26 protein-coding genes and 1 other RNA gene are annotated in these 25,374 nt (G+C 64.1%); 20 read left to right on the plus strand and 7 right to left on the minus strand.

Annotated elements, in window-relative coordinates; genetic code table 11:
• The first annotated feature begins 3 nt into the window (after positions 1-3).
• Positions 4-1,350: a tryptophan--tRNA ligase gene (locus HSX14_RS06615; protein ID WP_173173174.1), complete on the plus strand. Its 1,347-nt coding sequence runs from the start codon at positions 4-6 to the stop codon at positions 1,348-1,350.
• A gap of 95 nt (positions 1,351-1,445) precedes the next feature.
• Positions 1,446-2,540: a cell division protein ZapE gene (gene zapE, locus HSX14_RS06620; RefSeq protein WP_173173171.1), complete on the plus strand. Its 1,095-nt coding sequence runs from the start codon at positions 1,446-1,448 to the stop codon at positions 2,538-2,540.
• A gap of 133 nt (positions 2,541-2,673) precedes the next feature.
• On the opposite strand, the gene HSX14_RS06625 is transcribed toward zapE, so the two are convergent.
• On the minus strand, positions 2,674-3,636 hold the full coding sequence (locus HSX14_RS06625) for a hypothetical protein (protein WP_173173169.1): 963 nt from the start codon (positions 3,634-3,636) through the stop codon (positions 2,674-2,676).
• Positions 3,637-3,769: 133 nt separating this feature from the next.
• Positions 3,770-4,669 carry a GlxA family transcriptional regulator gene (locus HSX14_RS06630; RefSeq protein WP_173173587.1) on the minus strand — a complete coding sequence of 300 codons (900 nt, stop codon included), beginning with the start codon at positions 4,667-4,669 and terminating at the stop codon, positions 3,770-3,772.
• A 246-nt stretch (positions 4,670-4,915) separates the two neighbouring features.
• Between HSX14_RS06630 and HSX14_RS06635 the strand changes: the two genes are divergently transcribed.
• Positions 4,916-6,052 (plus strand): acyl-CoA dehydrogenase family protein, encoded by a 1,137-nt coding sequence (locus tag HSX14_RS06635; protein WP_173173167.1) that lies wholly within the window; start codon positions 4,916-4,918, stop codon positions 6,050-6,052.
• 85 nt (positions 6,053-6,137) lie between these two features.
• Complete coding sequence (nfi, locus tag HSX14_RS06640; RefSeq protein ID WP_173173165.1) at positions 6,138-6,845, plus strand: deoxyribonuclease V; 708 nt, start codon at positions 6,138-6,140, stop codon at positions 6,843-6,845.
• A gap of 1 nt (position 6,846) precedes the next feature.
• On the opposite strand, the gene HSX14_RS06645 is transcribed toward nfi, so the two are convergent.
• Positions 6,847-7,884, minus strand: coding sequence for an NADP(H)-dependent aldo-keto reductase (locus tag HSX14_RS06645; protein ID WP_173173163.1), 1,038 nt, complete (start codon positions 7,882-7,884; stop codon positions 6,847-6,849).
• 273 nt (positions 7,885-8,157) lie between these two features.
• On the opposite strand from HSX14_RS06645, the gene rplM reads away from it, so the two are divergent.
• The 7 genes from rplM (at position 8,158) to HSX14_RS06680 (ending at position 12,973) form a co-directional block, all read left to right on the plus strand.
• Positions 8,158-8,586, plus strand: coding sequence for a 50S ribosomal protein L13 (gene rplM / locus HSX14_RS06650; RefSeq protein ID WP_021217864.1), 429 nt, complete (start codon positions 8,158-8,160; stop codon positions 8,584-8,586).
• A gap of 14 nt (positions 8,587-8,600) precedes the next feature.
• Positions 8,601-8,993 (plus strand): 30S ribosomal protein S9, encoded by a 393-nt coding sequence (rpsI, locus tag HSX14_RS06655; protein ID WP_111262474.1) that lies wholly within the window; start codon positions 8,601-8,603, stop codon positions 8,991-8,993.
• A 251-nt stretch (positions 8,994-9,244) separates the two neighbouring features.
• The gene (petA, locus tag HSX14_RS06660; RefSeq protein WP_111262473.1) at positions 9,245-9,838 is read left to right on the plus strand and encodes a ubiquinol-cytochrome c reductase iron-sulfur subunit; all 594 of its coding nucleotides are present in this window, start codon (positions 9,245-9,247) and stop codon (positions 9,836-9,838) included.
• A complete protein-coding gene (locus tag HSX14_RS06665) occupies positions 9,838-11,049 on the plus strand; it encodes a cytochrome b (protein WP_173173161.1) in 1,212 nt (403 codons plus the stop codon). Before petA ends, HSX14_RS06665 begins: the two co-directional genes overlap by 1 nt.
• The gene (locus tag HSX14_RS06670; RefSeq protein WP_111262471.1) at positions 11,049-11,831 is read left to right on the plus strand and encodes a cytochrome c1; all 783 of its coding nucleotides are present in this window, start codon (positions 11,049-11,051) and stop codon (positions 11,829-11,831) included. The genes HSX14_RS06665 and HSX14_RS06670 overlap by 1 nt, the downstream gene beginning before the upstream one ends.
• An 88-nt stretch (positions 11,832-11,919) precedes the next feature.
• The gene (locus HSX14_RS06675; protein WP_111262470.1) at positions 11,920-12,537 is read left to right on the plus strand and encodes a glutathione S-transferase N-terminal domain-containing protein; all 618 of its coding nucleotides are present in this window, start codon (positions 11,920-11,922) and stop codon (positions 12,535-12,537) included.
• 13 nt (positions 12,538-12,550) lie between these two features.
• On the plus strand, positions 12,551-12,973 hold the full coding sequence (locus HSX14_RS06680; RefSeq protein ID WP_173173159.1) for a ClpXP protease specificity-enhancing factor: 423 nt from the start codon (positions 12,551-12,553) through the stop codon (positions 12,971-12,973).
• Between the two features lie 48 nt (positions 12,974-13,021).
• Here the strand turns inward: HSX14_RS06680 and HSX14_RS06685 are convergent, their stop codons facing one another.
• The 4 genes from HSX14_RS06685 to HSX14_RS06700 are packed head-to-tail and all read right to left on the minus strand — an operon-like array spanning position 13,022 to position 16,347.
• Complete coding sequence (locus tag HSX14_RS06685; protein WP_111262468.1) at positions 13,022-13,552, minus strand: BON domain-containing protein; 531 nt, start codon at positions 13,550-13,552, stop codon at positions 13,022-13,024.
• Positions 13,549-14,142, minus strand: a complete 594-nt coding sequence (locus HSX14_RS06690) for a phosphoheptose isomerase (protein WP_173173157.1) — start codon at positions 14,140-14,142, stop codon at positions 13,549-13,551. The genes HSX14_RS06685 and HSX14_RS06690 overlap by 4 nt, the downstream gene beginning before the upstream one ends.
• 28 nt (positions 14,143-14,170) lie before the next feature.
• Positions 14,171-14,539, minus strand: coding sequence for a YraN family protein (locus HSX14_RS06695; RefSeq protein ID WP_173173154.1), 369 nt, complete (start codon positions 14,537-14,539; stop codon positions 14,171-14,173).
• Positions 14,536-16,347 (minus strand): penicillin-binding protein activator, encoded by a 1,812-nt coding sequence (locus HSX14_RS06700; protein WP_173173152.1) that lies wholly within the window; start codon positions 16,345-16,347, stop codon positions 14,536-14,538. The genes HSX14_RS06695 and HSX14_RS06700 overlap by 4 nt, the downstream gene beginning before the upstream one ends.
• Positions 16,348-16,499: 152 nt before the next feature.
• Here HSX14_RS06700 and rsmI point away from each other — a divergent pair, with 152 nt between their 5' ends.
• The 9 genes from rsmI (at position 16,500) to mraY (ending at position 25,369) form a co-directional block, all read left to right on the plus strand.
• Positions 16,500-17,342 carry a 16S rRNA (cytidine(1402)-2'-O)-methyltransferase gene (gene rsmI / locus HSX14_RS06705; RefSeq protein ID WP_173173585.1) on the plus strand — a complete coding sequence of 281 codons (843 nt, stop codon included), beginning with the start codon at positions 16,500-16,502 and terminating at the stop codon, positions 17,340-17,342.
• Positions 17,343-17,382: 40 nt separating this feature from the next.
• Positions 17,383-17,740, plus strand: an RNA gene (gene rnpB / locus HSX14_RS06710) — RNase P RNA component class A.
• A gap of 304 nt (positions 17,741-18,044) precedes the next feature.
• Positions 18,045-18,500, plus strand: a complete 456-nt coding sequence (mraZ, locus tag HSX14_RS06715; protein WP_031287485.1) for a division/cell wall cluster transcriptional repressor MraZ — start codon at positions 18,045-18,047, stop codon at positions 18,498-18,500.
• Positions 18,497-19,444, plus strand: a complete 948-nt coding sequence (gene rsmH, locus HSX14_RS06720; RefSeq protein WP_111262462.1) for a 16S rRNA (cytosine(1402)-N(4))-methyltransferase RsmH — start codon at positions 18,497-18,499, stop codon at positions 19,442-19,444. The genes mraZ and rsmH overlap by 4 nt, the downstream gene beginning before the upstream one ends.
• Entirely contained in the window at positions 19,441-19,734 is a 294-nt protein-coding gene (gene ftsL / locus HSX14_RS06725) for a cell division protein FtsL (protein WP_111262461.1), read from the plus strand. The genes rsmH and ftsL overlap by 4 nt, the downstream gene beginning before the upstream one ends.
• Positions 19,731-21,464, plus strand: coding sequence for a peptidoglycan D,D-transpeptidase FtsI family protein (locus tag HSX14_RS06730; protein ID WP_111262460.1), 1,734 nt, complete (start codon positions 19,731-19,733; stop codon positions 21,462-21,464). Before ftsL ends, HSX14_RS06730 begins: the two co-directional genes overlap by 4 nt.
• On the plus strand, positions 21,464-22,927 hold the full coding sequence (locus tag HSX14_RS06735) for a UDP-N-acetylmuramoyl-L-alanyl-D-glutamate--2,6-diaminopimelate ligase (protein WP_173173150.1): 1,464 nt from the start codon (positions 21,464-21,466) through the stop codon (positions 22,925-22,927). The genes HSX14_RS06730 and HSX14_RS06735 overlap by 1 nt, the downstream gene beginning before the upstream one ends.
• On the plus strand, positions 22,920-24,284 hold the full coding sequence (locus HSX14_RS06740) for a UDP-N-acetylmuramoyl-tripeptide--D-alanyl-D-alanine ligase (protein ID WP_173173148.1): 1,365 nt from the start codon (positions 22,920-22,922) through the stop codon (positions 24,282-24,284). The genes HSX14_RS06735 and HSX14_RS06740 overlap by 8 nt, the downstream gene beginning before the upstream one ends.
• Before the next feature lie 2 nt (positions 24,285-24,286).
• Positions 24,287-25,369 (plus strand): phospho-N-acetylmuramoyl-pentapeptide-transferase, encoded by a 1,083-nt coding sequence (gene mraY, locus HSX14_RS06745; RefSeq protein ID WP_111262457.1) that lies wholly within the window; start codon positions 24,287-24,289, stop codon positions 25,367-25,369.
• Positions 25,370-25,374 lie beyond the last annotated feature (5 nt).

Consider the following 25,374-nt stretch of genomic DNA (forward strand, 5'->3'; position numbering starts at 1 on the left):
CCCATGACCATTCGTATCCTCACCGGCATCACCACCACCGGTACCCCGCACCTCGGCAACTACGCCGGCGCCATCCGTCCTGCCATCGTCGCCAGCCGTGATGCCGACGTCGATTCCTTCTACTTCCTGGCCGACTACCACGCGCTGATCAAGTGCGACGACCCGGCGCGTATCCAGCGCTCGCGCCTGGAGATCGCCGCCACCTGGCTGGCCTGCGGCCTGGACACCGACAAGGCGACCTTCTACCGCCAGTCGGACATCCCCGAGATCCCCGAGCTCACCTGGCTGCTCACCTGCGTTGCGGCCAAGGGCCTGCTCAACCGCGCACACGCCTACAAGGCGTCGGTGGACAAGAACGTGGAGAACGGCGAGGACCCGGATGCCGGCGTCACCATGGGCCTGTACAGCTACCCGGTGCTGATGGCGGCGGACATCCTCATGTTCAACGCCCACAAGGTGCCGGTCGGCCGTGACCAGATCCAGCACGTGGAAATGGCCCGCGACATCGGCCAGCGCTTCAACCACCTGTTCGGCGCCGGGCGCGAGCTCTTCACCCTGCCGGAGGCGGTGATCGAGGAGGAAGTGGCGACCCTGCCGGGCCTGGACGGTCGCAAGATGTCCAAGAGCTACGACAACACCATCCCGCTGTTCGGCAGCGCCAAGCAGCTGAAGGACGCCATCGCCCGCATCGTCACCGACTCGCGCGCCCCCGGCGAGCCAAAGGACCCGGACAGCTCCCACCTGTACACCCTCTACCAGGCCTTCTCCACGCCGGCCCAACTGGCGGCCTTCCGTGCCGAGCTGCTCGATGGCCTAGCCTGGGGCGAAGCCAAGCAGCGTCTGTTCCAGCTTTTGGACAACGAGCTGGGTGAAGCCCGCGAGCGTTATCACGCGCTTATCGAGCGCCCGGCCGATCTGGAAGACATCCTCCTTGCCGGTGCCGCCAAGGCCCGCAAGACCGCGACGCCCTTCCTCAACGAGCTGCGCGAGGCGGTCGGTTTGCGCTCCTTCCGCAGCAACGTGCAGAGCGCCGATACCGGCAAGAAGAAAGCGGCCAAGAGTGCGCGCTTCGTGAGCTTCCGCGAAGACGACGGCAGCTTCCGCTTCCGCCTGCTGGCTGCCGATGGCGAGCAGTTGCTGCTGTCCCGGACCTTTGCCGATGGCAAGTCTTCGGGCCTGGTGACCAAGCGCCTGCAGGACGGCAGCGTCCTGGATATCCGCGCCGAAGGCACCAGCTACGGCCTGTGGCTCGATGGCGAGGTTGTGGGGCAGGGCGGCGAGTTCGCTGATTCCGAAGCCCGTGACGCCGCCGTGCAGCGTTTGCGCGAGGCCCTTGCTCCCCAGGAGTAAGGCGCTTTCTTACGGCCGGCGTAGCTGGCCGATTGCCAAGAAACGGGGCCGTCGCTAAAGTGACGACCCCGTTTTTCGTTGCCTTGCTACCGATCATGACCCCCCTCGAGCGTTACCAGGCCGATCTCAAGCGGCCGGACTTCTTCCACGACGCCGCGCAGGAAACTGCCGTCCGCCATCTGCAGCGCCTGTACGACGACCTGATCGCCGACAGCCAGAGCAAGCCCGGCCTGTTTGGCAGCCTGTTCGCCAAGAAGCGCCAGGGGCCGGTCAAGGGCCTGTACTTCTGGGGCGGCGTAGGGCGCGGCAAGACCTACCTGGTCGACACCTTCTTCGATGCCTTGCCGTTCAAGGAGAAGATGCGCACCCACTTCCACCGCTTCATGAAGCGCGTGCACGAAGAGATGCGTACTCTCAAGGGCGAGAAGAACCCGCTGACCATCATCGGCAAGCGCTTCGCCGACGAGGCCCGGGTGATCTGCTTCGACGAGTTCTTCGTCTCCGACATCACCGACGCGATGATCCTCGCCACCTTGCTGGATGAGCTGTTCAAGAACGGCGTGAGCCTGGTGGCGACCTCCAACATCGTCCCGGACGGCCTGTACAAGGACGGCCTGCAGCGCGCTCGTTTCCTGCCGGCCATCGCCTTGCTCAAGCAGCACACCGACATCGTCAACGTCGACAGCGGCGTGGACTACCGGCTGCGCGCCCTCGAGCAGGCCGAACTGTTCCACTGGCCTCTGGGCGACGAGGCCGAGGCCAGCCTGAAGAAGAGCTTCAGGAGCCTGCTGCCCGACTGCACCCAGGCCCAGGAGAACGAGGCGCTGATGATCGAGAACCGCGAGATCCGTGCGATCCGCGTGTGCGAGGACGTCGCCTGGTTCGAGTTCCGCGAGCTTTGCGATGGCCCGCGCAGCCAGAACGACTACATCGAGCTGGGCAAGATCTTCCACGCGGTGATCCTGGCCAACGTCGAGCAGATGGGCGTGACCAAGGACGACATGGCGAGGCGCTTCATCAACCTGGTGGACGAGTTCTACGACCGCAACGTCAAGCTAATCATCTCCGCCGAAGTGGAGCTGAAGGACCTGTACACCGGTGGTCGCCTGACCTTCGAGTTCCAGCGCACCCTAAGCCGCTTGCTGGAGATGCAGTCCCACGAGTTCCTCTCGCGGCCGCATAAGCCTTGAGGGCATAAGCGGCAAGCCGCAAGTTTCAAGCCTCAAGAAAAAAGTGCGGACCGATTCAACCGGTCCGCACCCTGTCTTGCAGCTTGCAGCTTGCAGCTTGCAGCTTGCAGCTTGCAGCTTGCAGCTTGCAGCTTCAGCGCTGCGCCACTTCCTTCTCATACTGCTTCAGCAGTTGCTGTGCATGGGCCACTTCCAGGGCCTCCATGGCGTTGATCGGCTTGATCGCCACGGCTTTCTTCAGGTGCTCCATGACCTTCTGCTCTTCGTCGTCGCCGTAGACGTAGACGAGTGCATTGGCGTACTCGTAGTGGCCGATCGGCAGGTCATCCTTGGCGCTGAAGGAGCGGGTGAAGTACTGCTCCATCTTGTCCGAGCTGACCCCATAGGTCATTTTCCCGACCAGTTTGCCGACCTTGCGGATCACGCCGGCTTCGTAACCGCCGTAGAGCGCGAGGGCGAAGGGCTGGCGCGGCTGCTTCTGCAGCAGGGCGTCCAGTTCCTCGGGGATCTGGCTGGTGTAGCCGCGCTTGAGTACCACTGGTACCGACAGCTCTTCACCCAGGCGGGCCTTGGCGTAGACACGGCCGAACTGGGCCACGGTATCGGCCTGGACCAACTCGCCGGCCTCGTCGGTGTACTTGATCACTTCCTCCAGCAGGCGGTGCTTCTCCTCCTGGTTGGGGGCCAGGAACATCGCGTAGATCACCTGCGCGAACATCGCCGGCACCTGGCCGCCGACGCCCAGCGCCAGGCCCTGCTTCTTGGCCTCGGCGAAGTCACCCTTGAACATCAGGCGCCACACGTCCTGCAGCCTGGCGGCATAGGCCTCGGCTTCCTCGGGCTTGCCGGTGAAGCCGGTGTTGCCGGTCACGGTCATTTCCAGCGCCTTGGGGTTCTGGGTGGCCATGGTCACCACCCAGTCGGCATCCGGGAAGGGGTAGTCGGGGCCGAAGCCACGGGTCAGCTGGGGCCAGGCCTGGCGCAGCTTGTCGCCGGAGTAGTCGTAGGCGGCCTGGTCGTAGGGGAAGGGTTTCCAGTCGTCTGCGACGGCTGTGAAGCTGGCGGCAGCCAGCAGGGCAAGCAGGTAACGGCGCATGGTTGAGTACCTTTTATTGTTGTTCTTCATCCGCCGTACCGCTGACGGAAAAGGTTCGGACACCCCTCTGGGGACCATGCCCGGATCATAATTCGCTGCCGCCACCGGCCAACCCATCCTTGGGATGGCCGCCTCAGTCGCCCTTGTGCTGGAACTGCCTGCGGTACTGGTTGGGGGAGAGATTGGTGTGCTGGCGAAACAGTCGGGCGAAGAAGCTGGCGTCGTCGTAACCCACTTCGTAGCTGATGGTCTTGATGCTCTTGCGGGTCGCCGATAGGAGGCCCTTGGCTGTTTCGATGCGTAACCGTTGCAGGTAGTGCAGGGGTTTGTCGCCAGTGGCGGCCTGGAAGCGCCGCATGAAGTTGCGGATGCTCATGCCGTGGTCGCGGGCGACGTCCTCGAAGCGGAACTTGTCGGCGAAGTGCTCCTCGAGCCAGTGCTGGATCTGCAGGATGGTCACGTCCTGGTGCAGCTTCTGCCCGCCGAAGCCGATGCGCCCGGGGGCGTAGCTGCGCTGCACTTCGTAGAGGATGTCGCGGGAGACGGCCTGGGCGATGCTGGCGCCGCAGAAGCGTTCGATCAGGTAGATGTACAGGTCGCAGGCGGAGGTGACGCCGCCGGCGCAGTAGAGGTTGTCGGCATCCGACAGGTGCTTTTCCTGGTTGAGCAGCACCTTGGGGAAGCGTTCGCCGAACTCGCGGAAGAAGCGCCAGTAGGTGGTCGCTTCCTTGCCATCGAGCAGCCCGGCCTGGGCCATCCAGAACACGCCGGTGGCCTCGCCGCAGATGGAACTGCCGGCGGCATGGCGCTCGCGCAGCCATTGCAGGACCTGGGGGTGGCGCTCGCAGAGGGCGTCGAAGTCATCCCAGAAGGCTGGAAGGATGATGATGTCGGCCTCCTCCAGCGCACCGTCGACCGGCATGATCACGTCGCTGAAGCTGCGCACGGGCAGGCCGTCCGGGCTGACCAGGTGGATCTCGAACGCGGGCTTGAGGCCGAGGCCCTGGAGCTTGCTGTAGCGGAGGCTGGCCATGTGGAAGAAATCCTTGGCCTGCATCAGGGTGGAAGCGAAGACACCTTCGGTGGCGAGGATGCTCACCCGTCTTAGGATGGGGGACTGCTGGTTGGTCATGGTCTTGTTCTTATAAGGGGAAAGCGGTCATTAGCCGGCTGGATCGTCTTATTTTTTGTCGCAACTGTCCAGTGTGCGTCTGGTACGACTGTCCTACAGTCTCTGGCCTTCAACCTCGAACCCAGACGCATCCGCCAAGGTGACCGCATGATTCCCAGAACCCTGTTCAGCTCCGATCACGAACTCTTCCGCGACAGCGTGCGCAAGTTCCTCGAACAGGAGGCGGTGCCCTTCCATCACCAGTGGGAGAAGGACGGTTACATCGACCGCGCGCTGTGGAACAAGGCGGGGGAGGCCGGGATGCTCTGCTCGCACATCCCCGAGGAGTACGGCGGCATGGGCGCCGACTTCTTGTACAGCACGGTGGTGATCGAGGAGATCGGCCGCCTGGGCCTGACCGGCATCGGCTTCTCGCTGCATTCGGACATCGTCGCACCCTATGTCCTCCACTACGGCTCCGAGGCGCTGAAGCAGAAGTACCTGCCGCGCATGGTGACCGGCGAGCTGGTCACCGCCATCGCCATGACCGAGCCTGGCGCGGGCTCGGACCTGCAGGGCGTGAAGACAACTGCCGTGCTGGACGGCGACGAATACGTGATCAACGGCTCCAAGACCTTCATCACCAACGGCTACCTGGCCGACCTGGTGATCGTGGTCGCCAAGACCGATCCCAAGGCCGGCGCGAAGGGCACCAGCCTGTTCCTGGTTGAGGCGGGCACGCCGGGCTTCTCCAAGGGCAAGCGCCTGGAGAAGGTGGGCATGAAGGCCCAGGACACTTCCGAGCTGTTCTTCCAGGACGTGCGCGTGCCCAAGGAGAACCTGCTGGGCCAGGCCGGCATGGGCTTCGCCTACCTGATGCAGGAACTGCCCCAGGAGCGCCTGACCGTTGGTATCGGCGCGCTGGCATCGGCCGAGGCGGCGCTGAAGTGGACCCTCGACTACACCCGCGATCGCAAGGCCTTTGGCAAGGCCATCGCCGAGTTCCAGAACACCCGCTTCAAGCTCGCGGAAATGGCGACCGAGATCCAGGTAGGCCGCGTGTTCGTCGACCGCTGCCTGGAGCTGCACCTGCAGCGCAAGCTGGATGTACCCACTGCGGCGATGCTCAAGTACTGGGGCACCGACCTGCAATGCAAGGTGCTGGACGAATGCGTCCAGTTGCACGGCGGCTACGGCTTCATGTGGGAATACCCGGTGGCGCGCGCCTGGGCCGATGCCCGTGTGCAGCGCATCTATGCGGGCACCAACGAGATCATGAAAGAGATCATCGCGCGCTCGCTGTAAGTCCCCTGGTCCGCCGCCGGGCTGTGCGGCGGACCCTTCCTGCAGGCTCCGGGTCTACCTTGTGTCGATCTTTTGGAGCCTGCTCATGAGTTCTTCCCCCTTCGATGACTGGGACGGCAGCGTCCGCCACGCCGAGCGCCTGCAGGGCGATCTGGCAGCGCGGGTGCTGCTGGTCGACGATTTCACGCCGCTGAAGGTGGTGGCGGGCGTCGATGTCGGCTTCGAGGAGGGTGGCCAGATCACCCGGGCCGCCGCCGTGTTGCTGGATGCCGATGACTACCGCCTGCTGGGCCAGGTGGTGGCGCGGGTGCCGACGTCCATGCCCTACGTGCCGGGGCTGTTGTCCTTCCGAGAGCTGCCGGCCCTGCTGGAGGCGCTGGCCGGGCTGCCGCAGCGGCCGGACCTGGTGTTCTGCGACGGGCAGGGCATCGCCCATCCGCGTCGGCTCGGCATCGCTTCGCACCTGGGCGTGGTCACCGGGCTGCCGACCATCGGGGTCGCGAAGAAGGTGCTGGTGGGGTATCACGAGGAGCCGGGTCTCAGGCGTGGCGATCATGTGCCGCTGGAGCACGACGGCGAGCAGGTCGGCTGGATGCTGCGCAGTCGCGATCGGGTCGCGCCGCTGGTGGTTTCGCCGGGGCATCGCGTATCCATGCACAGCGCGCTGGAGCTGGTCGTGCGGGGCTGTCGGGGCTATCGGCTGCCGGAGCCGACCCGGCTGGCGGATCGGCTGGCCTCCCGGCGGGGCGACATGCCGATTGCACGGGATGTCGCGCCGGGTCTGTTCGACTAGGTCAGGGGGCGGGATTGGGCTGGCTCCGATGGATCTCGGCGATGCCTTCAAGTACCGCATCCGGCAGCGTCAGCTCGCTGCTGGCGAGGTTGCTCTCCAGTTGCCCCAGAGTGGTGGCGCCAATGATGTTGCTGGTGACGAAAGGCTGCGCGGTGACGAAGGCCAGGGCCATCTGCGCCGGGTCCAGGCCATGTTCGCGGGCCAGCGCCACGTAGCGCGAGCAGGCGGCCTGGGCCTGCGGGTTGGTGTAGCGGGCGAAGCGGCTGAACAGGCTGATGCGGGCGTTGGCCGGGCGCGCGCCGTTCTCGTACTTGCCGGAGAGCATGCCGAACGCCAGCGGTGAATAGGCCAGCAGGCCGCAGCGCTCGCGGATCGCCACTTCCGCCAGGCCCACTTCGAAACTGCGATTGAGCAGGTTGTAGGGGTTCTGGATGGAGGCGGCGCGGGGCAGGCCAAGCTGATCGGCCAGTTGCAGGAACTTCATCGTGCCCCAGGGCGTTTCATTGGACAGGCCGACATGGCGGATCTTGCCGGCCTTCACCTGTTCGGCGAGGACTTCGAGGGTTTCCTGGAGCGGGGTGAAGTCTTCGTCACGGTGCTGGTAGCCCAGCTGGCCGAAGAAGTTGGTGCTGCGCTCTGGCCAGTGCAACTGGTAGAGGTCGATCCAGTCGGTCTGCAGGCGCTTGAGGCTGGCATCCAGTGCCGCGGTGATGTGCTGGCGGTTGTGCTTGAGGTTGCCGCCACGGATATGGGTGATGCCGTTGCCCGGCCCGGCCACCTTGCTGGCGAGCACCCAGTCGGCGCGGTCCCTGTTCCTGGCGAACCAGTTGCCGATGATGGTTTCGGTCGCCGCGTAGGTTTCCGCGCGGGGCGGGACCGGGTACATCTCGGCGGTGTCCAGGAAGTTGATGCCGTAGGATTTGGCACGCTCGATCTGCGCGAATGCCTCTGCCTCGGTGTTCTGTTCGCCCCAGGTCATGGTGCCCAGGCACAGGCTGCTGACCCTGATATCGGTGTTGCCGAGTTGGCGGAATTCCATGCAGCGCTCCTCTGGTGGCAAAGATAGCTATCAAATCAGGTTGAAATTTTTCACGCAATCGGCATAATTCTGCGGCTTTCTTTGCGGGGATGCCTAGCTCGCGAAGAAGGAAGGTGGGGATGCCTAGCCCGCCGAAACCCCCATGCCGTGTGCGGACGCGCTGACCCGAGCCCCCGATAGCGTCTGTTTCCGGCTGCCCTGTGTTGCCAGGGCGAGCACTATTCAGTAAGATCCGCCGTCTTATTTTCAGGGCGGCCCCTGAGGCTATAGCGAATGAAGACTTTTACTGCAAAACCGGAAACTGTTAAGCGCGACTGGTATGTCGTCGACGCTGCCGGTCAGACCCTGGGTCGTCTGGCCACCGAAATTGCTAGCCGTCTGCGCGGCAAGCACAAGCCGGAATACACCCCGCACGTTGACACCGGCGACTACATCGTCGTGATCAACGCCGAGCAGGTACGTGTGACCGGTGCCAAGACTACCGACAAGATGTACTACTCGCACTCCGGCTTCCCGGGCGGCATCAAGGAAATCAACTTCGAGAAGCTGATTGCCAAGGCCCCTGAGCGCGTGATCGAGACCGCGGTCAAAGGCATGCTGCCGAAGAACCCGCTGGGTCGCGACATGTATCGCAAGCTGAAGGTGTACAAGGGTTCTGCTCACCCGCACACCGCTCAGCAGCCCCAAGAACTGAAGATTTAACGGGATAGTTCATTATGTCGGCGACTCAAAACTACGGCACTGGCCGTCGTAAGACTGCAACCGCACGCGTATTCCTGCGTCCGGGTACTGGCAAGATTTCCATCAACAACCGCAGCCTGGACCAGTTCTTCGGCCGCGAAACCGCTCGCATGGTCGTGCGTCAGCCGCTGGAGCTGACCGAGACCGTCGAGAAGTTCGACATCTACGTCACCGTTCTCGGTGGTGGTGTCAGCGGTCAGGCTGGTGCGATCCGTCACGGTATCACCCGTGCCCTGATCAGCTACGACGAAGCCCTGCGCAGCCCGCTGCGCAAGGCCGGCTACGTGACTCGCGATGCCCGCGAAGTCGAGCGTAAGAAGGTCGGTCTGCGTAAAGCGCGTAAGCGTCCGCAGTACTCCAAGCGTTAATACGACGCTTCGAAAAACGCCCAGGCCCTTGTGGATCTGGGCGTTTTTTTATGCCCGCGAAAACGCCCTGCGACAGCTTGTCGCATGCGCGTAACCCTTATCTCTCAAGGCTTTCAGCAGTTTTGTATCCGGCTATTACCTTGTCAGGAGAGGGGGTTTTCTTTACCATTTGGCGAATTTTTTGCGCGGCTCGATTTTTACTTAGTAGAGGCCTGAACAACAGGCCACAAAAGCTGATGGGAGACGACTGAATGAGCAATGACGGCGTGAATGCAGGCCGGCGTCGCTTCCTCGTAGCAGCCACATCCGTGGTGGGTGCTGCAGGAGCGGTGGGTGCTGCGATCCCGTTCGTGGGGTCATGGCAGCCCAGTGCGAAGGCCAAGGCCGCAGGGGCACCGGTGAAGGTGAATATCAGCAAGATCGAAGCAGGTCAGCAGATGATTGCTGAATGGCGCGGTCAGCCGGTATTCATCGTTCGCCGTACCGAGGAGATCCTCGGCAACCTGGGCAAGATCGACGAGCGCATGGCTGACCCGAAGTCCGAAGCATCCGTGCAGCCGACCTATGTCGATCCGCATAACCGCTCGATCAAGCCGGAGATCCTGGTTCTGGTCGGTCTCTGCACCCACCTCGGCTGCTCGCCCTCCTTCCGTCCGGAAGTTGCGCCTGCCGACCTGGGCGCCGAGTGGGTAGGTGGCTACTTCTGCCCCTGCCACGGTTCGCGCTACGACCTCGCTGGCCGTGTCTACAAGGCGCAGCCTGCACCCTTGAACCTGCCGGTGCCGCCCCACTCCTACGAGTCGGATGATGTCATCGTCATCGGCGTGGACCAGGAGAAGGCCTAATGAGCAAATTCATGGAATGGATCGATGCGCGCTTCCCCGCGACCAAGATGTGGGAAGACCATCTGAGCAAGTACTACGCTCCGAAGAACTTCAACTTCTTCTATTTCTTCGGCTCCCTGGCCCTGCTGGTCCTGGTGAACCAGATCCTCACCGGCATCTGGTTGACCATGAGCTTCACGCCGTCCGCGGAAGAAGCCTTCGCCTCCGTCGAGTACATCATGCGCGACGTCGAGTACGGGGCGATCATTCGCTACCTGCACTCCACCGGCGCCTCGGCGTTCTTCATCGTGGTCTACATGCACATGTTCCGCGGCCTGCTCTACGGCTCCTACCAGAAGCCGCGTGAGCTGGTTTGGATCTTCGGCATGCTGATCTACCTCGCCCTGATGGCCGAGGCCTTCATGGGCTACCTGCTGCCCTGGGGCCAGATGTCCTACTGGGGTGCCCAGGTGATCATCTCGCTGTTCGGTGCCATCCCCGTCATCGGTGGTGACCTGACCCAGTGGATCCGCGGTGACTACCTGATCTCCGGCATCACCCTGAACCGCTTCTTCGCCCTGCACGTGATCGCCCTGCCGATCGTGATCCTCGGCCTGGTCGTGCTGCACATCCTGGCTCTGCACGAAGTGGGTTCGAACAACCCCGATGGCGTGGACATCAAGAAGAAGAAGGACGAGAACGGCATTCCGCTCGACGGCATCGCCTTCCACCCCTACTACACCGTGAAAGACATCGTCGGCGTGGTGGTCTTCCTCTTCGTGTTCTGCTTCGTGGTGTTCTTCTTCCCGGAGATGGGCGGCTACTTCCTCGAGAAGCCGAACTTCGAACAGGCGAACCCGTTCAAGACCCCTGAGCACATTGCGCCGGTGTGGTACTTCACCCCGTTCTACGCGATTCTCCGCGCGGTTCCGGACAAGCTGATGGGCGTCATCGCCATGGGCGCTGCCATTGCCGTGCTCTTCGTCCTGCCGTGGCTGGATCGCAGCCCCGTCAAGTCGATGCGCTACAAGGGCTGGCTGAGCAAGATCTGGCTGCTGGTCTTCTGCGTGTCCTTCGTCATCCTCGGCGTGCTGGGTGTTCTTGCGCCGACCCCGGGCCGTACGCTGCTGTCGCAGGTGTGCACCATCCTGTACTTCGCGTACTTCATCCTGATGCCCTTCTACACCAGGATGGAAAAAACCAAACCGGTTCCGGAAAGGGTGACAGGCTGATGAAAAAGCTATTCGCTGCATTTGTTATCGCTGCACTGCCGGCCTTGACCTTCGCCGCCGGTGGCCATGATGTAGAACTGGATCATGTCGATATCGACTTGACCGACAAGGCTGCACTGCAGGACGGCGCTCGTACCTTCGCCAACTACTGCATGGGCTGCCACAGTGCCAAGTTCCAGCGCTATGAGCGCGTGGCCAAGGACCTGGGCATTCCCGAAGAGCTGATGCTGGAAAACCTGGTGTTCACCGGTGCCAAGATCGGCGACCACATGCAGATCGGCATGAAGCCGAGCGATGCCAAGACCTGGTTCGGCGCCGCGCCGCCGGACCTGACCCTGGTCGCCCGTGTTCGTGGCACCGACTGGCTGTACAGCTACCTGCGCAACTTCTACGAAGATCCGGCGCGTCCCTGGGGCGTGAACAACAAGATCTTCCCGAACGTCGGCATGCCCAACGTGCTGGTCGGCCTGCAGGGTCGCCAGGTCGTGGGTTGCAAGCAGGTCCAGGCTGTCGAGGAAGGCAAGAAGCAGTACGATCCGCTGACGGGCGCTCCCATCACCCATGAAGCGTGCGACCAGCTGACCATCGTGCCGAAGACCGGCAAGCTGAGCGAAGCCGAGTTCGACCAGAAGGTGCAGAATCTTGTGACCTTCCTGGCCTACTCCGCTGACCCGAACAAGCTGCACATGCAGCGCATCGGCACCTACGTTCTGCTGTACCTGGCCTTCTTCTTCGTGTTCGCCTACCTGCTCAAGCGCGAATACTGGAAAGACGTGCACTGATAGCTGGCTCCATCGTTGTATACTCGCGCGCCCTTAATGGGCGCGCGCGTTTTTCTACTACTGCATAACTTCAAGCGAGGAGGGCGCCATGGCCGTGACCAACAGGTTGGCCTGTTACTCCGACCCCGCAGACCACTATTCCCATCGTGTACGCATCGTGCTCGCCGAGAAGGGTGTCGCTGCGGACATCATCGATGTCGAGCCGGGGCGCTGTCCGCCCAGGCTGGCCGAGGTCAACCCCTACGGCAGTGTGCCTACCCTGGTCGATCGTGACCTGGCGCTCTACGAGCCCACCGTGGTCATGGAATACCTCGAGGAACGCTATCCGCACCCGCCACTCATGCCGGTCTATCCGGTTGCGCGGGGCAATACCCGTCTCCTCATGCACCGCGTTCAGCGTGATTGGTGCAGCCTGGTGGACCAGATTCTCGACTCCCGGGTGAAGGAGGCCGCCAAGGCCGTCGCTCGCAAGGAGCTGCGCGAGAGTCTCACCGGCGTATCGCCACTGTTCGCCGACAAGCCATTTTTCCTGAGCGAAGACCTCAGTCTTGTAGACTGCTGTCTGCTGCCGATCCTCTGGCGCCTGCCGGTGCTGGGAATCGAGTTGCCTCGCCCTGCCAAGCCGCTGCTGGACTACATGGAGCGCCTGTTCGTACGCGACGGCTTCCAGGCCAGTCTGTCAGCCGTCGAGCGCGACATGCGCTGATGAGGAGCACCTGATGAACTCCAGTCGTCCCTACCTTGTCCGTGCGCTCTACGAGTGGATAGTCGACAACAATTGCACCCCGCACCTGCTGGTCAATGCGGAGCATGCCGGTGTCCAGGTGCCGGCCGGTTACGCCAACGATGGCCAGATCGTGCTCAACGTTTCTCCCAGTGCCGTGCGTCACCTGCACATGGATAACGAGGCGGTGAGCTTCGAGGGGCGTTTTGGTGGCGTCGCCCACACTCTCTACATTCCTGCGCCGGCGATCATGGCCATCTATGCGCGGGAGAACGGGCAGGGCATGGTCTTCGATCTGGAGCCGCCGGTGGTGGACGACGAGGACCTGGGGCCCGAGGATGATGGCCCTTCCGGCGGCGATCCGTCCGGAGGCTCGCCGCGACCCAGCGGGCGCCCCAGCCTCAAGGTGGTCAAGTAACAAAAAAGGCGATCCGGTTGGATCGCCTTTTTTGTGTCCGCAGTTCGGTCAGTTGGTGTACTCGAACAGCTTGACGATGCGCTGTACGCCGGATACGCCCTGGACCACGCTGGTGGCCTTGGCTGCTTCCTGGCGGGTCACCAGGCCGAGCAGGTAGACGATGCCGTTCTCGGTCACGACTTTGATCTGCGAGCTGGGAATCTGGCTGTCGGCCAGTAGCTGGGTGGTGATCTTGGTGGTGATGGTGCTGTCGTTCATGCGGGCCAGGGTCGAGGAGTTCTGCCCGACATGCAGTTCGTTGTGTACCTTCTTCACGCCCTGTGCGGTACGCGCGGCCTGTTCGGCCTGGGCCTTGAGGTTGTCGTTGGGGGTCTGTCCGGCCAGCAGCACGACGCCGTTGTAGCTGGTCACGACGATGTGTGAATTGGTCTTGAGATCAGGGTTCGCCGCTTCGATCTTGGCCCGCACCTTGGAGGGCGTGGACTGGTCGTCGATGGTCTTGCCGATGGTACGGCCACCGCAGCCACCCAGAACCAGGGTGACGGCGAGGCAGGCGAGGATCAGGGGGGAACGCGTCATTCTTCACTCCCAAACAGTTGACGATCAATCAGGTCACAAAGGCAATGGATGGCCAGCAGATGAACTTCCTGGATGCGCGCCGTGGACTTGGCGGGTACGCGGATCTCCACATCTTCGGGCAGCAACAGCGAGGCCATGCCGCCGCCGTCGCGGCCGGTCAGGGCTACGACAATCATTTCGCGGTCATGTGCGGCCTGGATGGCCTGGATGATGTTCGCTGAGTTCCCGCTGGTTGAGATCGCCAGCAGGATGTCGCCGGGTTGGCCCAGGGCGCGGATCTGCTTGGAGAAGATCTCGTTGTAGCTGTAGTCGTTGGCGATGGAGGTGATGGTCGAGCTGTCGGTGGTCAGCGCCAGCGCGGGCAGGCTGGGGCGTTCGCGCTCGAAGCGATTGAGCAGCTCCGAGGAGAAGTGCTGGGCGTCGCCGGCGGAGCCGCCATTGCCACACGAGAGTATCTTGCCCTCGTTGAGCAGCGCGTTGACCATCACGATGCTCGCATGCTCGATGTGCGGAGCGAGCATTTCCATGGCGAGCAGCTTGGTGTCGATGCTGGCCTGGAAGAGCTGGCGGATTCGGGGTTGCATGTCCATCGGGTTGACCTTAAGTGGGAGCGACTGCTCAGGTATCAAAGGCGTTCTGCAGCCATGTCAGTCGCGGGGGTGAGTCGCCATCCATCGAGTTGATGGCGACCACGTCAAATCGGCACGGGTATCGAGACCAGCGGGATTCCTTCTGGAGGAAGTGCTGGGCTGCGGTGATCAGCTTGGCGCGCTTGCGCGCATCGACGCTCTCCAGGGCGCCGCCCCAGGCGGCATGCCGTCGGTAGCGTACTTCGACGAATACTACTGTATCGCCGTCCAGCATGACCAGATCGAGCTCGCCTCGCGGGCATCGCCAGTTGCTGGCCAGCAGGCGCAAGCCATGACCTTCGAGGTGGGTGCGAGCAAGGGCTTCTGCCGCTTGCCCGCTGCTCTGTCGCTGGTTCAAGAATCGCTGTCGGGGAGACGCTGCACCTGGCCGTCGCGGAATTCGGCCCAGGGCAGTTGGCGCTCGATGCGTTGAGCGGGGTTCAGGCTCAGGCTGCCGGAGAGGCCGTCGACACGACTTTCCGGCAGGGCCTTGAGCTGGTTGAGGCGCGGGGCGAGGCGATAGGCGTCCACGCCCATGGCGTAGAGGCGGCCCAGGCTGCCCCCGGCTTGCGGCCATTGGCGATCGACCTGCTGGCGCAGCGGGTCGTTACTGTTGAGCAGCCAGGGGGTTTCGCAGAAGCGGATGCCGTTCAGGTCCAGGTACTGGGCCTGGTCGTTGCTGCCGGTGTACAGGTGGGAGGTGGCATACACGGGCACGTCACCGGCGTATTGGAAGGCCAGGGTGGGTTTGATCTGCTGGGCCTGCTGCGGGGTGGCGGCGAGGAAGATGAAGTCGACATCCTGGCGGCGCGAGGGTTGAGCGGCGACCTGCGTGCCGAGGGTGCTCTGCAGGCGCTTGGCACGCGATTCGCTCTGGCGCAGTTGGAACAGGTCGGCGATCTGCTGGGCCAGTTCCACCGGCTGATCGACGTGCTCGGCGGCGATCAGGCTGCCGCCGGACTGTTCCCAGTTCTGGCGGAATGCATTGAGTACACGATCGCCCCATTCGCCACGCGGCACCAGTGCCACGGCGCGACGCATGCCGTCGCCCCAGGCGCGGCGGGCCACTTCACGGGCTTCGTCCTCGGCGGCAAGACCGAACTGGAACAACTGGGCGGGGCCTTCCTGGCCGGCGTCGCTGTAGTTGAGGGCAAGCGTGGTGATGGGCAGTTGCTCGCGGTCGCTCATCTGCTTGACCAGCGGTTTCTCCAGCGGCCCGACCACGAGTTGTACGCCGTCGGCCTGTGCCTGGCGATAGAAGTCATCCAGGGAGCTGAGGTGCGAGCTGTCGTAGAGCTGGATGGCCGGCGGGTTCTGGCCGGCCTGCTGGGCCTGGTAGTGGGCGGCGAGGAAGCCGTCCCGAAGGGCGCGGGCCACCGAGGCGAGCGGGCCTTCCTGGGGCAGCAGCAGGGCGATCTTGGTCAGGGGCTGGTTGGCCAGTTCCTTCAGTTTGAGAAGGGGGGCAGGGAGCTGCTCGGCAGCTGGGTGTTGCGGATTCTGGGTGCCCCAGTTTTCGATGGCCGCCTGTTGTTGCTCCAGGGTGCCGGCGCTCTTGGTCACGCGGGCCAGTTCCATCCAGCCGGCGAGATCGGCATCGCCGCCGGCCTGCAACTGGTCGGCTGGCAGGTTGGACACCAGGGCCCAGATCGCTTCGTGGTTGGTCTTCTCGGCTTCGCCGTTGAGCAGCGGGGCGATGAATACGCGCTCACGTGCGGCGGCGAGGTTCTGGCCGTCGGCCTCCAGGGCGCGGGCGCGGATCAGTTGGGTGCGGACCTGCTGTTCCACCGGCAGCTCGGCCAGACGCTCCAGGCTCGGATGGCTCAGGGCCTTGAGGGCGCTCTTGGGCTGGTTGCGTGCCATGGCGAGTTCGGCCGCCAGGGTGCTGGCGTATACCTGCTGGGCGGGCTTGAGGCCGTCCAGCGGGACCTGTTCGAGAATGCGGGCCGAGCGGCCTATATCCTGCTGCTTGTACGCCAGGTCGGCGGCGGCAAGGCGCAGGAGGGCAGCCTGCTCCGGCTTGCTGTCGTTCGCTTGCTGGAGCATCTGCTCGATGCTGGCCTGGGGCGTGCGGGGCAATTCGCCGAGAGTTGAGGTGGGCGAACTGCCACAGGCGGCCAGCAGGCCGACGAGGCAGAGTGCGGAAAGCGGGCGCAGGCAAGCGATCATTTAACGATCCCGGTACTCGATCAAAGAAGCGTCGGATTGTACCCAAGGCCCGCCCGGGGTGCGATGTTGGAGGTCAGAAACGGGCTACAATGCGCGCCTTTAAGTGAATTCCGAGGTGTCTTGTGACCGTTTCCCCAGGCTCTGTTGCCACCTTGGGCAAGCTTTACGTGGTGGCCACGCCCATCGGGAATCTCGATGACATCAGTGCTCGTGCGCTGCGAGTGCTGCGCGAGGTGTCCCTCATCGCCGCCGAGGACACCCGGCACTCCATGCGCCTGCTTCAGCACTTCGGCATCGATACGCCGTTGGCGGCCTGCCATGATCACAACGAGCGCGAGGAGGGCGGCCGTTTTCTGGCGCGCCTGCAGGCTGGCGAGGATGTCGCGTTGATTTCCGATGCTGGTACCCCGCTGATATCCGATCCTGGCTATCACCTGGTGCGGCAGGTTCGGGCGGCCGGCATCGCCGTGGTGCCTGTGCCGGGGCCCAGCGCCCTGATCGCGGCGCTTTCTGCGGCGGGCCTCCCCTCGGATCGCTTCATATTCGAGGGCTTTCTTCCCGCGAAGACGGCCGGCCGTCGCTCGCGCCTGGAGTCGGTAAAGGAGGAGTCGCGCACCCTCATCTTCTACGAGGCTCCGCATCGGATACTCGAATGCCTGGAGGACATGGTTTCGATCTTCGGGGCAGAGCGTCAGGCGGTGCTTGCGCGCGAGTTGACCAAGACGTTCGAAACGCTGAAGGGCAGCCCGCTGGCCGCGCTGCGCGATTGGGTTGCGAGTGATAGCAATCAGCAGCGGGGTGAGTGTGTGCTGCTGGTGGCTGGCTGGCAGGCGCCCGAGGGCGAAGATGCGATCAGTGGTGAAGCGTTGCGTGTGCTCGATCTGCTGCTTGCCGAACTACCCCTGAAGCGAGCGGCGGCGCTGGCTGCGGAAATAACCGGGGTGCGCAAGAACCTGCTCTACCAGGCTGCGCTGGAGCGCCAGCGCGATTCTTGAGCTTGTTCTTCTGCTGGCCTGCCGCTACCCTTGGCGGCGGAGAGTCGATCGGACAGTCGCTGTCTCATTTCGTTCGCGATTTTGAGAGGGAGGAAAGTCCGGGCTCCGCAGGGCAGAGTGCCAGGTAACGCCTGGGAGGCGAAAGCCTACGGAAAGTGCCACAGAAAATAACCGCCTAAGCGCGCAAGCGCCGGTAAGGGTGAAAAGGTGCGGTAAGAGCGCACCGCGCGACTGGCAACAGTTCGTGGCTAGGTAAACCCCACTCGGAGCAAGACCAAATAGGAATCCTTGGCGTGGCCCGCGTCGGATTCGGGTAGGTTGCTAAAGGCTGTCAGTGATGGCAGCCGTAGATGAATGACTGTCCACGACAGAACCCGGCTTACAGATCGACTCTCCACTTTTCCCCACTTCCGCTTTATTTGCTCCACGTCTGAAATACCGAAAAAATCTTACTCTTGAGAAATTACTTTAAGTTCGCGCTTCAGCTCTCTGGTGCGTCTTATTTTTGTGCCTGAAATCCGCTGCAATATCTCTCCCGCCCCCTCCCAAAAGCTCGCTAAATCTCCGTCCTGTAAGGAATTTTCCGTCTTTGCCCGCCTTGACGGTGGGGCGCGCGCATTTCTATAGTGTGCGGAAGTGGTGCAAAGTGGGACAAAGTGGGATCAATTGGTACGGGAAGCCTAAAACAGGGGAAGCGCAGCCGTGTTTCGCGGAGCAAATGCCATCAGTCTCGACGCCAAAGGGCGCATCGCGATGCCGAGTCGGTATCGTGATGAGCTTTTTTCGCGTTGTGATGGCCAGCTCATCGTCACCATCGATGCCGTCGACCGCTGTCTGACCCTCTATCCGCTCCCCGAATGGGAGCTCATCGAAGCCAAGCTTCGCGAGCTGCCGTCCCTGCGTGAAGAAACCCGCCGCCTGCAACGCCTCCTGATCGGTAACGCCGTCGACCTCGAGTTGGACGGCAACGGTCGTTTCCTGGTCCCGCCGCGCTTGCGCGAGTACGCGGGCCTCGACAAGAAGGCGATGCTGGTTGGCCAGTTGAACAAGTTCCAGATATGGGACGAAGACGCCTGGAACGCGATTTCCGATGCGGACCTGATGGCAATCAAACAACCCGGCGGCCTGCCGGACGAACTGCGTGACCTTATCCTGTGAGTACCGAAAGCAGCTTCCGCCACATCACCGTCCTGCTCGACGAGGCCGTAGACAGCCTCGCCGTGCGTGCGGACGGCTGCTACCTGGACGGCACCTTCGGTCGCGGGGGGCACAGTCGGTTGATCCTCCGGCATCTTGGTGAGGAGGGCCGGCTGCTCGGTTTCGACAAGGACCCCCAAGCCATAGCTACAGGGCAAGCGCTGGCGGCCGAAGACGGCCGCTTTGTCATTGTGCAGCGCAGTTTCGCCGAGATGGCGGGCGAGCTCGCCGAGCGTGGCCTGGCCGGCAAGGTCGATGGCGTCCTGCTCGATCTCGGTGTCTCCTCGCCGCAGCTGGATGACGCCGAGCGTGGCTTCAGCTTCCTCAACGACGGCCCCCTCGATATGCGCATGGACCCCACTCGCGGCGTCAGTGCCGCGCAATGGATCGCCACCGCGCCCGAGGATGAGATCGCCCGCGTGCTCAAGGAATATGGCGAGGAGCGCTTCGCCAAGCGCATGGCACGTGCCGTCGTGCAGCGCAGGGCCGAGAAACCCTTCGAACGCACCGCCGACCTCGCTGCCGTGCTCACGGTGGCCAATCCCGCCTGGGAAAAAGGCAAGAATCCGGCTACCCGTGCCTTCCAGGGCATTCGCATCCATGTGAACAACGAGCTGGGTGATCTGGAGCGTGGCCTCGAGGCTGCCCTGGAGAATCTCGCCGTTGGCGGCCGACTGGTCGTTATCAGCTTCCACTCCCTGGAAGACCGCATCGTCAAGCTGTTCATGCGCAAGCATGCGAAAGGCGAGGCGGACAAACTGCCGCGCAACCTGCCGATCCGTCCCCCGGCCTTCGATCCCCGGCTGAAGCTGCTGGGCAAGCCGCAGTTCGCATCCGAAGAAGAGCTGAAGGCCAACCCGCGTTCGCGCAGCGCCGTCATGCGTGTGGCGGAGAAGCTCAGATGAGCCGTATCTACGCCAAGCCCCTGCCGGGCGGCAGCTTCCTGATGCTGTTGCTGTTCATCGCTGTGCTGGTTTCCGCCATCGGCGTGTCCTACAGCGCGCACTGGAACAGGCAGTTGCTCAACAAGCTCTATACCGAACTCAGCGTGCGCGACAAGGCGCAGGCCGAGTGGGGCCGCCTGGTTCTGGAGCAGAGCACCTGGACTGCGCACAACCGCATCGAGTCGCTGGCCAGCGAGCAGTTGAAGATGCGTATCCCCGAGCCTGCGGAAATCCGCATGGTGGCGCCATGATCAACCTCGAGGGGGCGCTCTACCCCTGGCGCTTCCGGGTGGTCCTGGTGCTGCTCGCCCTCATGGTCGCGGCCATCTCCTGGCGTATCGTCGACTTGCACGTGATCGATCGCGACTTCCTCAAGGGGCAGGGCGATGCGCGCAGCGTGCGGCACATCCCGATTCCGGCGCACCGTGGCCTGATCACCGATCGCAACGGCGAGCCGCTGGCAGTCAGCACCCCGGTCACCACCCTCTGGACCAACCCCAAGGACCTGATGGCCGTGCGTGACCAGTGGCCGGTCATCGCTGCGACCCTGGGGCAGGACCCGAAGATCTTCGCCGAGCGCATCGAGCAGAACGCCGGTCGCGAATTCCTCTACCTCGCCCGCGGCCTCACTCCGGAGCAGGGGCAGGCGATCCTCGCCCGCAAGCTGCCGGGCGTGTACGCCATCGAAGAGTTTCGTCGCTTCTACCCGGCCGGCGAGGTGACCGCCCATGTGGTCGGCTTCACCGACGTCGACGATCGCGGTCGCGAGGGCGTCGAGCTGTCCTTCGACCAGTGGCTGGCCGGCGTGCCCGGCAAGCGCCAGGTGCTCAAGGATCGCCGTGGTCGCCTGATCAAGGACGTCCAGGTCGCCAAGAACGCCAAGCCCGGCAAGACCCTGGCCCTGTCCATCGACCTGCGCCTGCAGTACCTCGCCCACCGCGAGCTGCGCAACGCGCTGGTGGAAAACGGTGCCAAGGCCGGCAGCCTGGTGATCGTCGACGTCAAGACCGGCGAAGTGCTGGCCATGGCCAACCAGCCCACCTACAACCCGAACAACCGCCGCAACCTGCAACCGGCGGCCATGCGCAACCGCGCCATGATCGACGTGTTCGAGCCAGGTTCGACGGTCAAGCCGATCTCCATGTCCGCCGCCCTGCAGAGCGGGCGCTGGAAGCCCGAGGACAAGGTCGAGGTCTACCCCGGCTCGCTGCAGATCGGTCGCTACACCATCAAGGACGTCTCCAAGACCGAGGGCCCGATCCTCGACCTGACCGGCATCCTGATCAATTCCAGCAACGTCGGCATGAGCAAGATCGCCTTCGACATCGGCGGCGAGACCATCTACGAGACCATGCGCCAACTGGGCCTCGGCCAGGATACCGGCCTTGGCTTCCCCGGCGAGCGCGTGGGCAACCTGCCCAACCACCGCGAGTGGCGCAAGGCCGAGACCGCGACCCTCTCCTATGGCTACGGCCTCTCGGTGACCGCCATCCAGATGGTCCATGCCTACGCCACGCTGGCCAACAACGGCCAGGCCGTACCCCTTTCGATGACCCGGGTGGACAGCCTGCCCGTCGGTACCCAGGTGATTCCCGGGGATGTCGCCAAGACCATGCAGGGCATGCTCCAGCAAGTAGTCGAGGCGCCGCGCGGCGTGTTCCGCGCCCAAGTGCCGGGCTATCACGTTTCCGGCAAGAGCGGCACGGCGCGCAAAGCCACCGTCGGGGCCAAGGGCTACACCCAGAACGCCTACCGCTCGCTCTTCGCGGGCTTCGGTCCGTCCACCAATCCGCGTCTGGCGATGGTGGTGGTGATCGATGAACCCAGCAAGGCCGGCTACTTCGGTGGCCTGGTCTCGGCACCCGTATTCGGCAGGGTCATGGCTGGCGCGTTGCGCCTGATGAACATCGCACCGGACAACCTGCCCACCGAGGAACAGCAGACCGCGGAAGCGGCTACCGGCAAAGGAGGGCGGATCTGATGCCCATGCCACTGAATCAATTGTTGCCCCAGGCCGAAAGCGCCACCCTGATCCGTGAACTGACCCTGGACAGCCGCAAGGTGCGCCCGGGTGACCTGTTCCTGGCGGTTCCCGGCGCCCAGCACGACGGCCGCGACCATATCGCCGATGCCATCGCTCGCGGCGCCACTGCTGTCGCGTACGAAGCGGAAGGCGCCCCGGCTGTCGATGCCAGCGGCGCCGAACTGCTCGCCATCAAGGGGTTGGCTGGCCAGCTTTCGGCCATCGCCGGGCGCTTCTATGGCGAGCCCAGCCGCGGCCTGAATCTCGTGGGTGTCACCGGAACCAATGGCAAGACCAGCGTCAGCCAACTGATCGCCCAGGCCCTGGACCTGCTCGGCGAGCGTTGCGGCATCGTCGGGACCCTGGGGACCGGCTTCCACGGCGAGCTGGAAAGCGGCCGCCATACGACCCCCGACCCGTTGGCGGTGCAGGCCACCCTGGCCAACCTCAAGCAGGCCGGTGCCCGCGCCGTGGCGATGGAGGTTTCCTCCCATGGACTGGAGCAGGGGCGCGTGGCCGCACTCGCCTTCGATGTCGCGGTGTTCACCAACCTGTCCCGCGATCATCTCGACTACCACGGTTCGATGGAGGCCTATGGCGCTGCCAAGGCTCGCCTGTTCGACTGGCCCGAGCTGCGTTGCCGGGTGATCAACCTCGACGATGCGTTCGGCCGCGAACTCGCCTCGCGCACCCATGAGTCCCGTCTCATCGGCTACAGCCAGGAAGACGCGTCCGCCTTCATCTATTGCCGCGAAGCGCATTTCGATGACGACGGCGTGCGTGCGAGCCTGGTGACGCCGCAAGGCGAAGGCCTGCTGCGCAGCCCGCTGCTCGGGCGTTTCAACCTCAGCAACCTGCTGGCGGTGGTTGGTGCCCTGCTGGGCATGGGCTACCCGCTGGACGAAATCCTTCGCGCGCTGCCCGGTCTCCAGGGGCCGGCCGGCCGCATGCAGCGCCTGGGCGGTGGCGACAAGCCGCTGGTGGTCGTGGATTACGCCCACACCCCCGACGCCCTGGAAAAGGTACTCGAAGCCCTGCGCCCCCACGCTCGGGGCCGCCTGCTGTGCCTGTTCGGCTGCGGCGGTGATCGCGACCGTGGCAAGCGCCCGCTGATGGCGGCCCTGGCCGAGCGCCTGGCCGACCATGTACTGGTCACCGACGACAACCCGCGCAGCGAGGACCCGGCGCAGATCTTCGACGACATCCGCCCTGGCTTCGCCGATGCGGCGAGGGCCGAGTTCGTCCACGGTCGTGGCGTCGCCATCGCCCGCCTGATCGCCACCGCTGGCGTCGACGACGTGGTGTTGCTGGCCGGCAAGGGGCATGAGGATTACCAGGAAATCAACGGCGAGCGCCTGCCGTTCTCCGATCTGCAGGAAGCCGAGGCCGCCCTGGGCGCCTGGGGAGCCAGCCATGCTTGAACCGATGCGTCTTTCCGCCCTGCAGGCTCCGTTGCAGGCCCGCTTGATCGGGGCAGATGCCGCGTTTTCGGCAGTGTCCACCGACAGCCGGCGCGTCGAGCCCGGGCAGCTGTTCATCGCGCTGGTCGGACCGAATTTCGATGGCCATGACTACCTGGCCGACGTCGCCGCCAAAGGGGCCGTCGCCGCGCTCGTGCAGCGCGAGGTCCCGGGCGCGCCGCTGCCGCAGCTGCTGGTGGCCGATACCCGCCTCGCCCTTGGTCGGCTCGGCGCGCTCAACCGTGATGCCTTCACCGGTAAGGTGGCCGCGGTTACCGGGTCCAGCGGCAAGACCACGGTCAAGGAAATGCTCGCCAGCATCCTGCGGACCCAGGGCCCCGTCCTGGCCACCCGCGGCAACCTCAACAACGACCTGGGCGCGCCGCTCACCCTGCTCGAACTGGCGCCGGAGCACCGCAGCGCCGTGATCGAACTGGGCGCTTCCCGGGTGGGCGAGATCGCCTACACCGTCGGCCTGACCCGGCCCCAGGTTGCGATCATCAACAACGCCGGCACTGCCCACGTGGGCGAGTTCGGCGGCCCGGAGAAGATCGTCCTGGCCAAGGGCGAGATCCTCGAGGGCCTGGCCGACAACGGTATCGCCGTGCTCAACCGCGACGACAAGGCATTCGATACCTGGCGCCAGCGCAATGGCGCCCGCCGGGTGCTGAGCTTCGGCCTCGATGCCGCCGATGCCGACCTGCGCGCCGAGTCCATCGTGCGTGATGCCCGTGGCTGCATGGCCTTCATCCTCAAGGGCGTGGCGGGCGAAGCCAACATCCAGCTCAACCTGCTGGGCCTGCATAACGTCGCCAATGCATTGGCCGCCGCCGCTGCCGCGCACGCGCTGGGCGTACCGCTGGTCGGTATTCGCGACGGCCTGCAGAACCTGCAACCGGTCAAGGGCCGCACCGTAGCGCAGTTGGCGCCCAGTGGCATGCGGGTGATCGACGACAGCTACAACGCCAACCCGGCTTCGATGATCGCGGCCGTTGATATACTCGCCGGCTTTTCCGGCCGCACCGTCCTGGTGCTCGGGGATATGGGCGAGCTGGGCGAGTGGGCCGAGCAAGGCCACCGCGACGTGGGGCTCCACGCCCGCGGCAAGGTCAGCGCGCTCTATGCAGTCGGTCCTCAGATGGCCCATGCAGTCGCAGCTTTCGGCGACGATGGCCGCCATTTCGCCGATCAGTCCAGCCTGATTAAGGCCCTGGTCGATGAGCAGGACGCCAACACAACCATTCTGATCAAAGGTTCCCGCAGCGCGGCGATGGACAAGGTCGTCGCGGCCATCTGCGGAACGGGGGAGGCTCACTAATCATGCTGCTGCTGCTCGCTGAGTACCTGCAACAGTTCCATAAGGGGTTCGGGGTGTTCCAGTACCTGACCCTGCGCGGGATTCTCGGCGTCCTTACGGCGCTGTCGCTGTCGCTCTGGCTCGGGCCCTGGATGATCCGCACGCTGCAGGTGCGCCAGATCGGCCAGTCCGTGCGCAACGACGGGCCGCAATCGCACCTCTCCAAGTCCGGTACGCCGACCATGGGGGGCGCGCTGATTCTTACCGCCATCGGCATCAGCACCCTGCTCTGGGCTGACCTGTCCAACCGCTACGTCTGGGTGGTGCTGGGCGTGACCCTGCTGTTCGGCGCCATCGGCTGGGTCGACGACTATCGCAAGGTGATCGAGAAGAACTCCCGTGGCCTGCCGAGCCGCTGGAAGTATTTCTGGCAGTCGGTGTTCGGCATCGGCGCTGCGGTCTTCCTTTATATGACCGCGACCAGCCCGGTGGAGACCACCCTGATCCTGCCGATGGTCAAGGATGTCGGCATCCCGCTGGGTGTCGGCTTCATCGTGCTGACCTATTTCGTGATCGTCGGCTCCAGTAACGCGGTCAACCTGACCGACGGGCTGGATGGCCTGGCCATCATGCCGACCGTGATGGTCGGCGGCGCGCTGGGGATCTTCTGCTACCTCTCGGGCAACATCAAATTCGCCGAATACCTGTTCATCCCCTATGTGCCGGGCGCCGGTGAGCTGATCGTGTTCTGCGCCGCCCTGGTGGGCGCCGGTCTCGGCTTCCTCTGGTTCAACACCTACCCGGCCCAGGTCTTCATGGGTGACGTCGGCGCGCTGGCGCTCGGCGCTGCCCTGGGCACCATCGCCGTGATCGTGCGCCAGGAAGTGGTGCTGTTCATCATGGGGGGCGTGTTCGTCATGGAGACACTGTCGGTGATGATCCAGGTCGCCTCGTTCAAATTGACCGGCCGTCGTGTATTCCGCATGGCCCCTATCCACCACCACTTCGAACTGAAAGGCTGGCCCGAGCCCCGCGTGATCGTACGTTTCTGGATCATCACCGTGATCCTCGTGCTGATCGGCCTCGCCACCCTGAAGCTGCGTTGAGGAGA

It is taken from the genome of Pseudomonas tohonis (assembly GCF_012767755.2).
Classification (GTDB): domain Bacteria; phylum Pseudomonadota; class Gammaproteobacteria; order Pseudomonadales; family Pseudomonadaceae; genus Metapseudomonas; species Metapseudomonas tohonis.

What these genes read in the sequence shown, in the direction of transcription:
- HSX14_RS06665 (WP_173173161.1), top strand. Translation starts at nt 9,838, where the DNA reads ATGAGCAAATTCATGGAATGGATCGATGCGCGCTTCCCCGCGACCAAG.
- HSX14_RS06735 (WP_173173150.1), top strand. Translation starts at nt 21,464, where the DNA reads ATGCCCATGCCACTGAATCAATTGTTGCCCCAGGCCGAAAGCGCCACC.
- rpsI (WP_111262474.1), top strand. Translation starts at nt 8,601, where the DNA reads ATGTCGGCGACTCAAAACTACGGCACTGGCCGTCGTAAGACTGCAACC.
- petA (WP_111262473.1), top strand. Translation starts at nt 9,245, where the DNA reads ATGAGCAATGACGGCGTGAATGCAGGCCGGCGTCGCTTCCTCGTAGCA.
- HSX14_RS06680 (WP_173173159.1), top strand. Translation starts at nt 12,551, where the DNA reads ATGAACTCCAGTCGTCCCTACCTTGTCCGTGCGCTCTACGAGTGGATA.
- HSX14_RS06685 (WP_111262468.1), bottom strand. Translation starts at nt 13,552, where the DNA reads ATGACGCGTTCCCCCCTGATCCTCGCCTGCCTCGCCGTCACCCTGGTT.
- zapE (WP_173173171.1), top strand. Translation starts at nt 1,446, where the DNA reads ATGACCCCCCTCGAGCGTTACCAGGCCGATCTCAAGCGGCCGGACTTC.
- mraY (WP_111262457.1), top strand. Translation starts at nt 24,287, where the DNA reads ATGCTGCTGCTGCTCGCTGAGTACCTGCAACAGTTCCATAAGGGGTTC.
- HSX14_RS06675 (WP_111262470.1), top strand. Translation starts at nt 11,920, where the DNA reads ATGGCCGTGACCAACAGGTTGGCCTGTTACTCCGACCCCGCAGACCAC.
- ftsL (WP_111262461.1), top strand. Translation starts at nt 19,441, where the DNA reads ATGAGCCGTATCTACGCCAAGCCCCTGCCGGGCGGCAGCTTCCTGATG.
- HSX14_RS06615 (WP_173173174.1), top strand. Translation starts at nt 4, where the DNA reads ATGACCATTCGTATCCTCACCGGCATCACCACCACCGGTACCCCGCAC.
- HSX14_RS06630 (WP_173173587.1), bottom strand. Translation starts at nt 4,669, where the DNA reads ATGGCCAGCCTCCGCTACAGCAAGCTCCAGGGCCTCGGCCTCAAGCCC.
- rplM (WP_021217864.1), top strand. Translation starts at nt 8,158, where the DNA reads ATGAAGACTTTTACTGCAAAACCGGAAACTGTTAAGCGCGACTGGTAT.
- HSX14_RS06670 (WP_111262471.1), top strand. Translation starts at nt 11,049, where the DNA reads ATGAAAAAGCTATTCGCTGCATTTGTTATCGCTGCACTGCCGGCCTTG.
- HSX14_RS06690 (WP_173173157.1), bottom strand. Translation starts at nt 14,142, where the DNA reads ATGGACATGCAACCCCGAATCCGCCAGCTCTTCCAGGCCAGCATCGAC.
- HSX14_RS06700 (WP_173173152.1), bottom strand. Translation starts at nt 16,347, where the DNA reads ATGATCGCTTGCCTGCGCCCGCTTTCCGCACTCTGCCTCGTCGGCCTG.
- nfi (WP_173173165.1), top strand. Translation starts at nt 6,138, where the DNA reads ATGAGTTCTTCCCCCTTCGATGACTGGGACGGCAGCGTCCGCCACGCC.
- HSX14_RS06645 (WP_173173163.1), bottom strand. Translation starts at nt 7,884, where the DNA reads ATGGAATTCCGCCAACTCGGCAACACCGATATCAGGGTCAGCAGCCTG.
- HSX14_RS06635 (WP_173173167.1), top strand. Translation starts at nt 4,916, where the DNA reads ATGATTCCCAGAACCCTGTTCAGCTCCGATCACGAACTCTTCCGCGAC.
- HSX14_RS06625 (WP_173173169.1), bottom strand. Translation starts at nt 3,636, where the DNA reads ATGCGCCGTTACCTGCTTGCCCTGCTGGCTGCCGCCAGCTTCACAGCC.
- HSX14_RS06740 (WP_173173148.1), top strand. Translation starts at nt 22,920, where the DNA reads ATGCTTGAACCGATGCGTCTTTCCGCCCTGCAGGCTCCGTTGCAGGCC.
- HSX14_RS06730 (WP_111262460.1), top strand. Translation starts at nt 19,731, where the DNA reads ATGATCAACCTCGAGGGGGCGCTCTACCCCTGGCGCTTCCGGGTGGTC.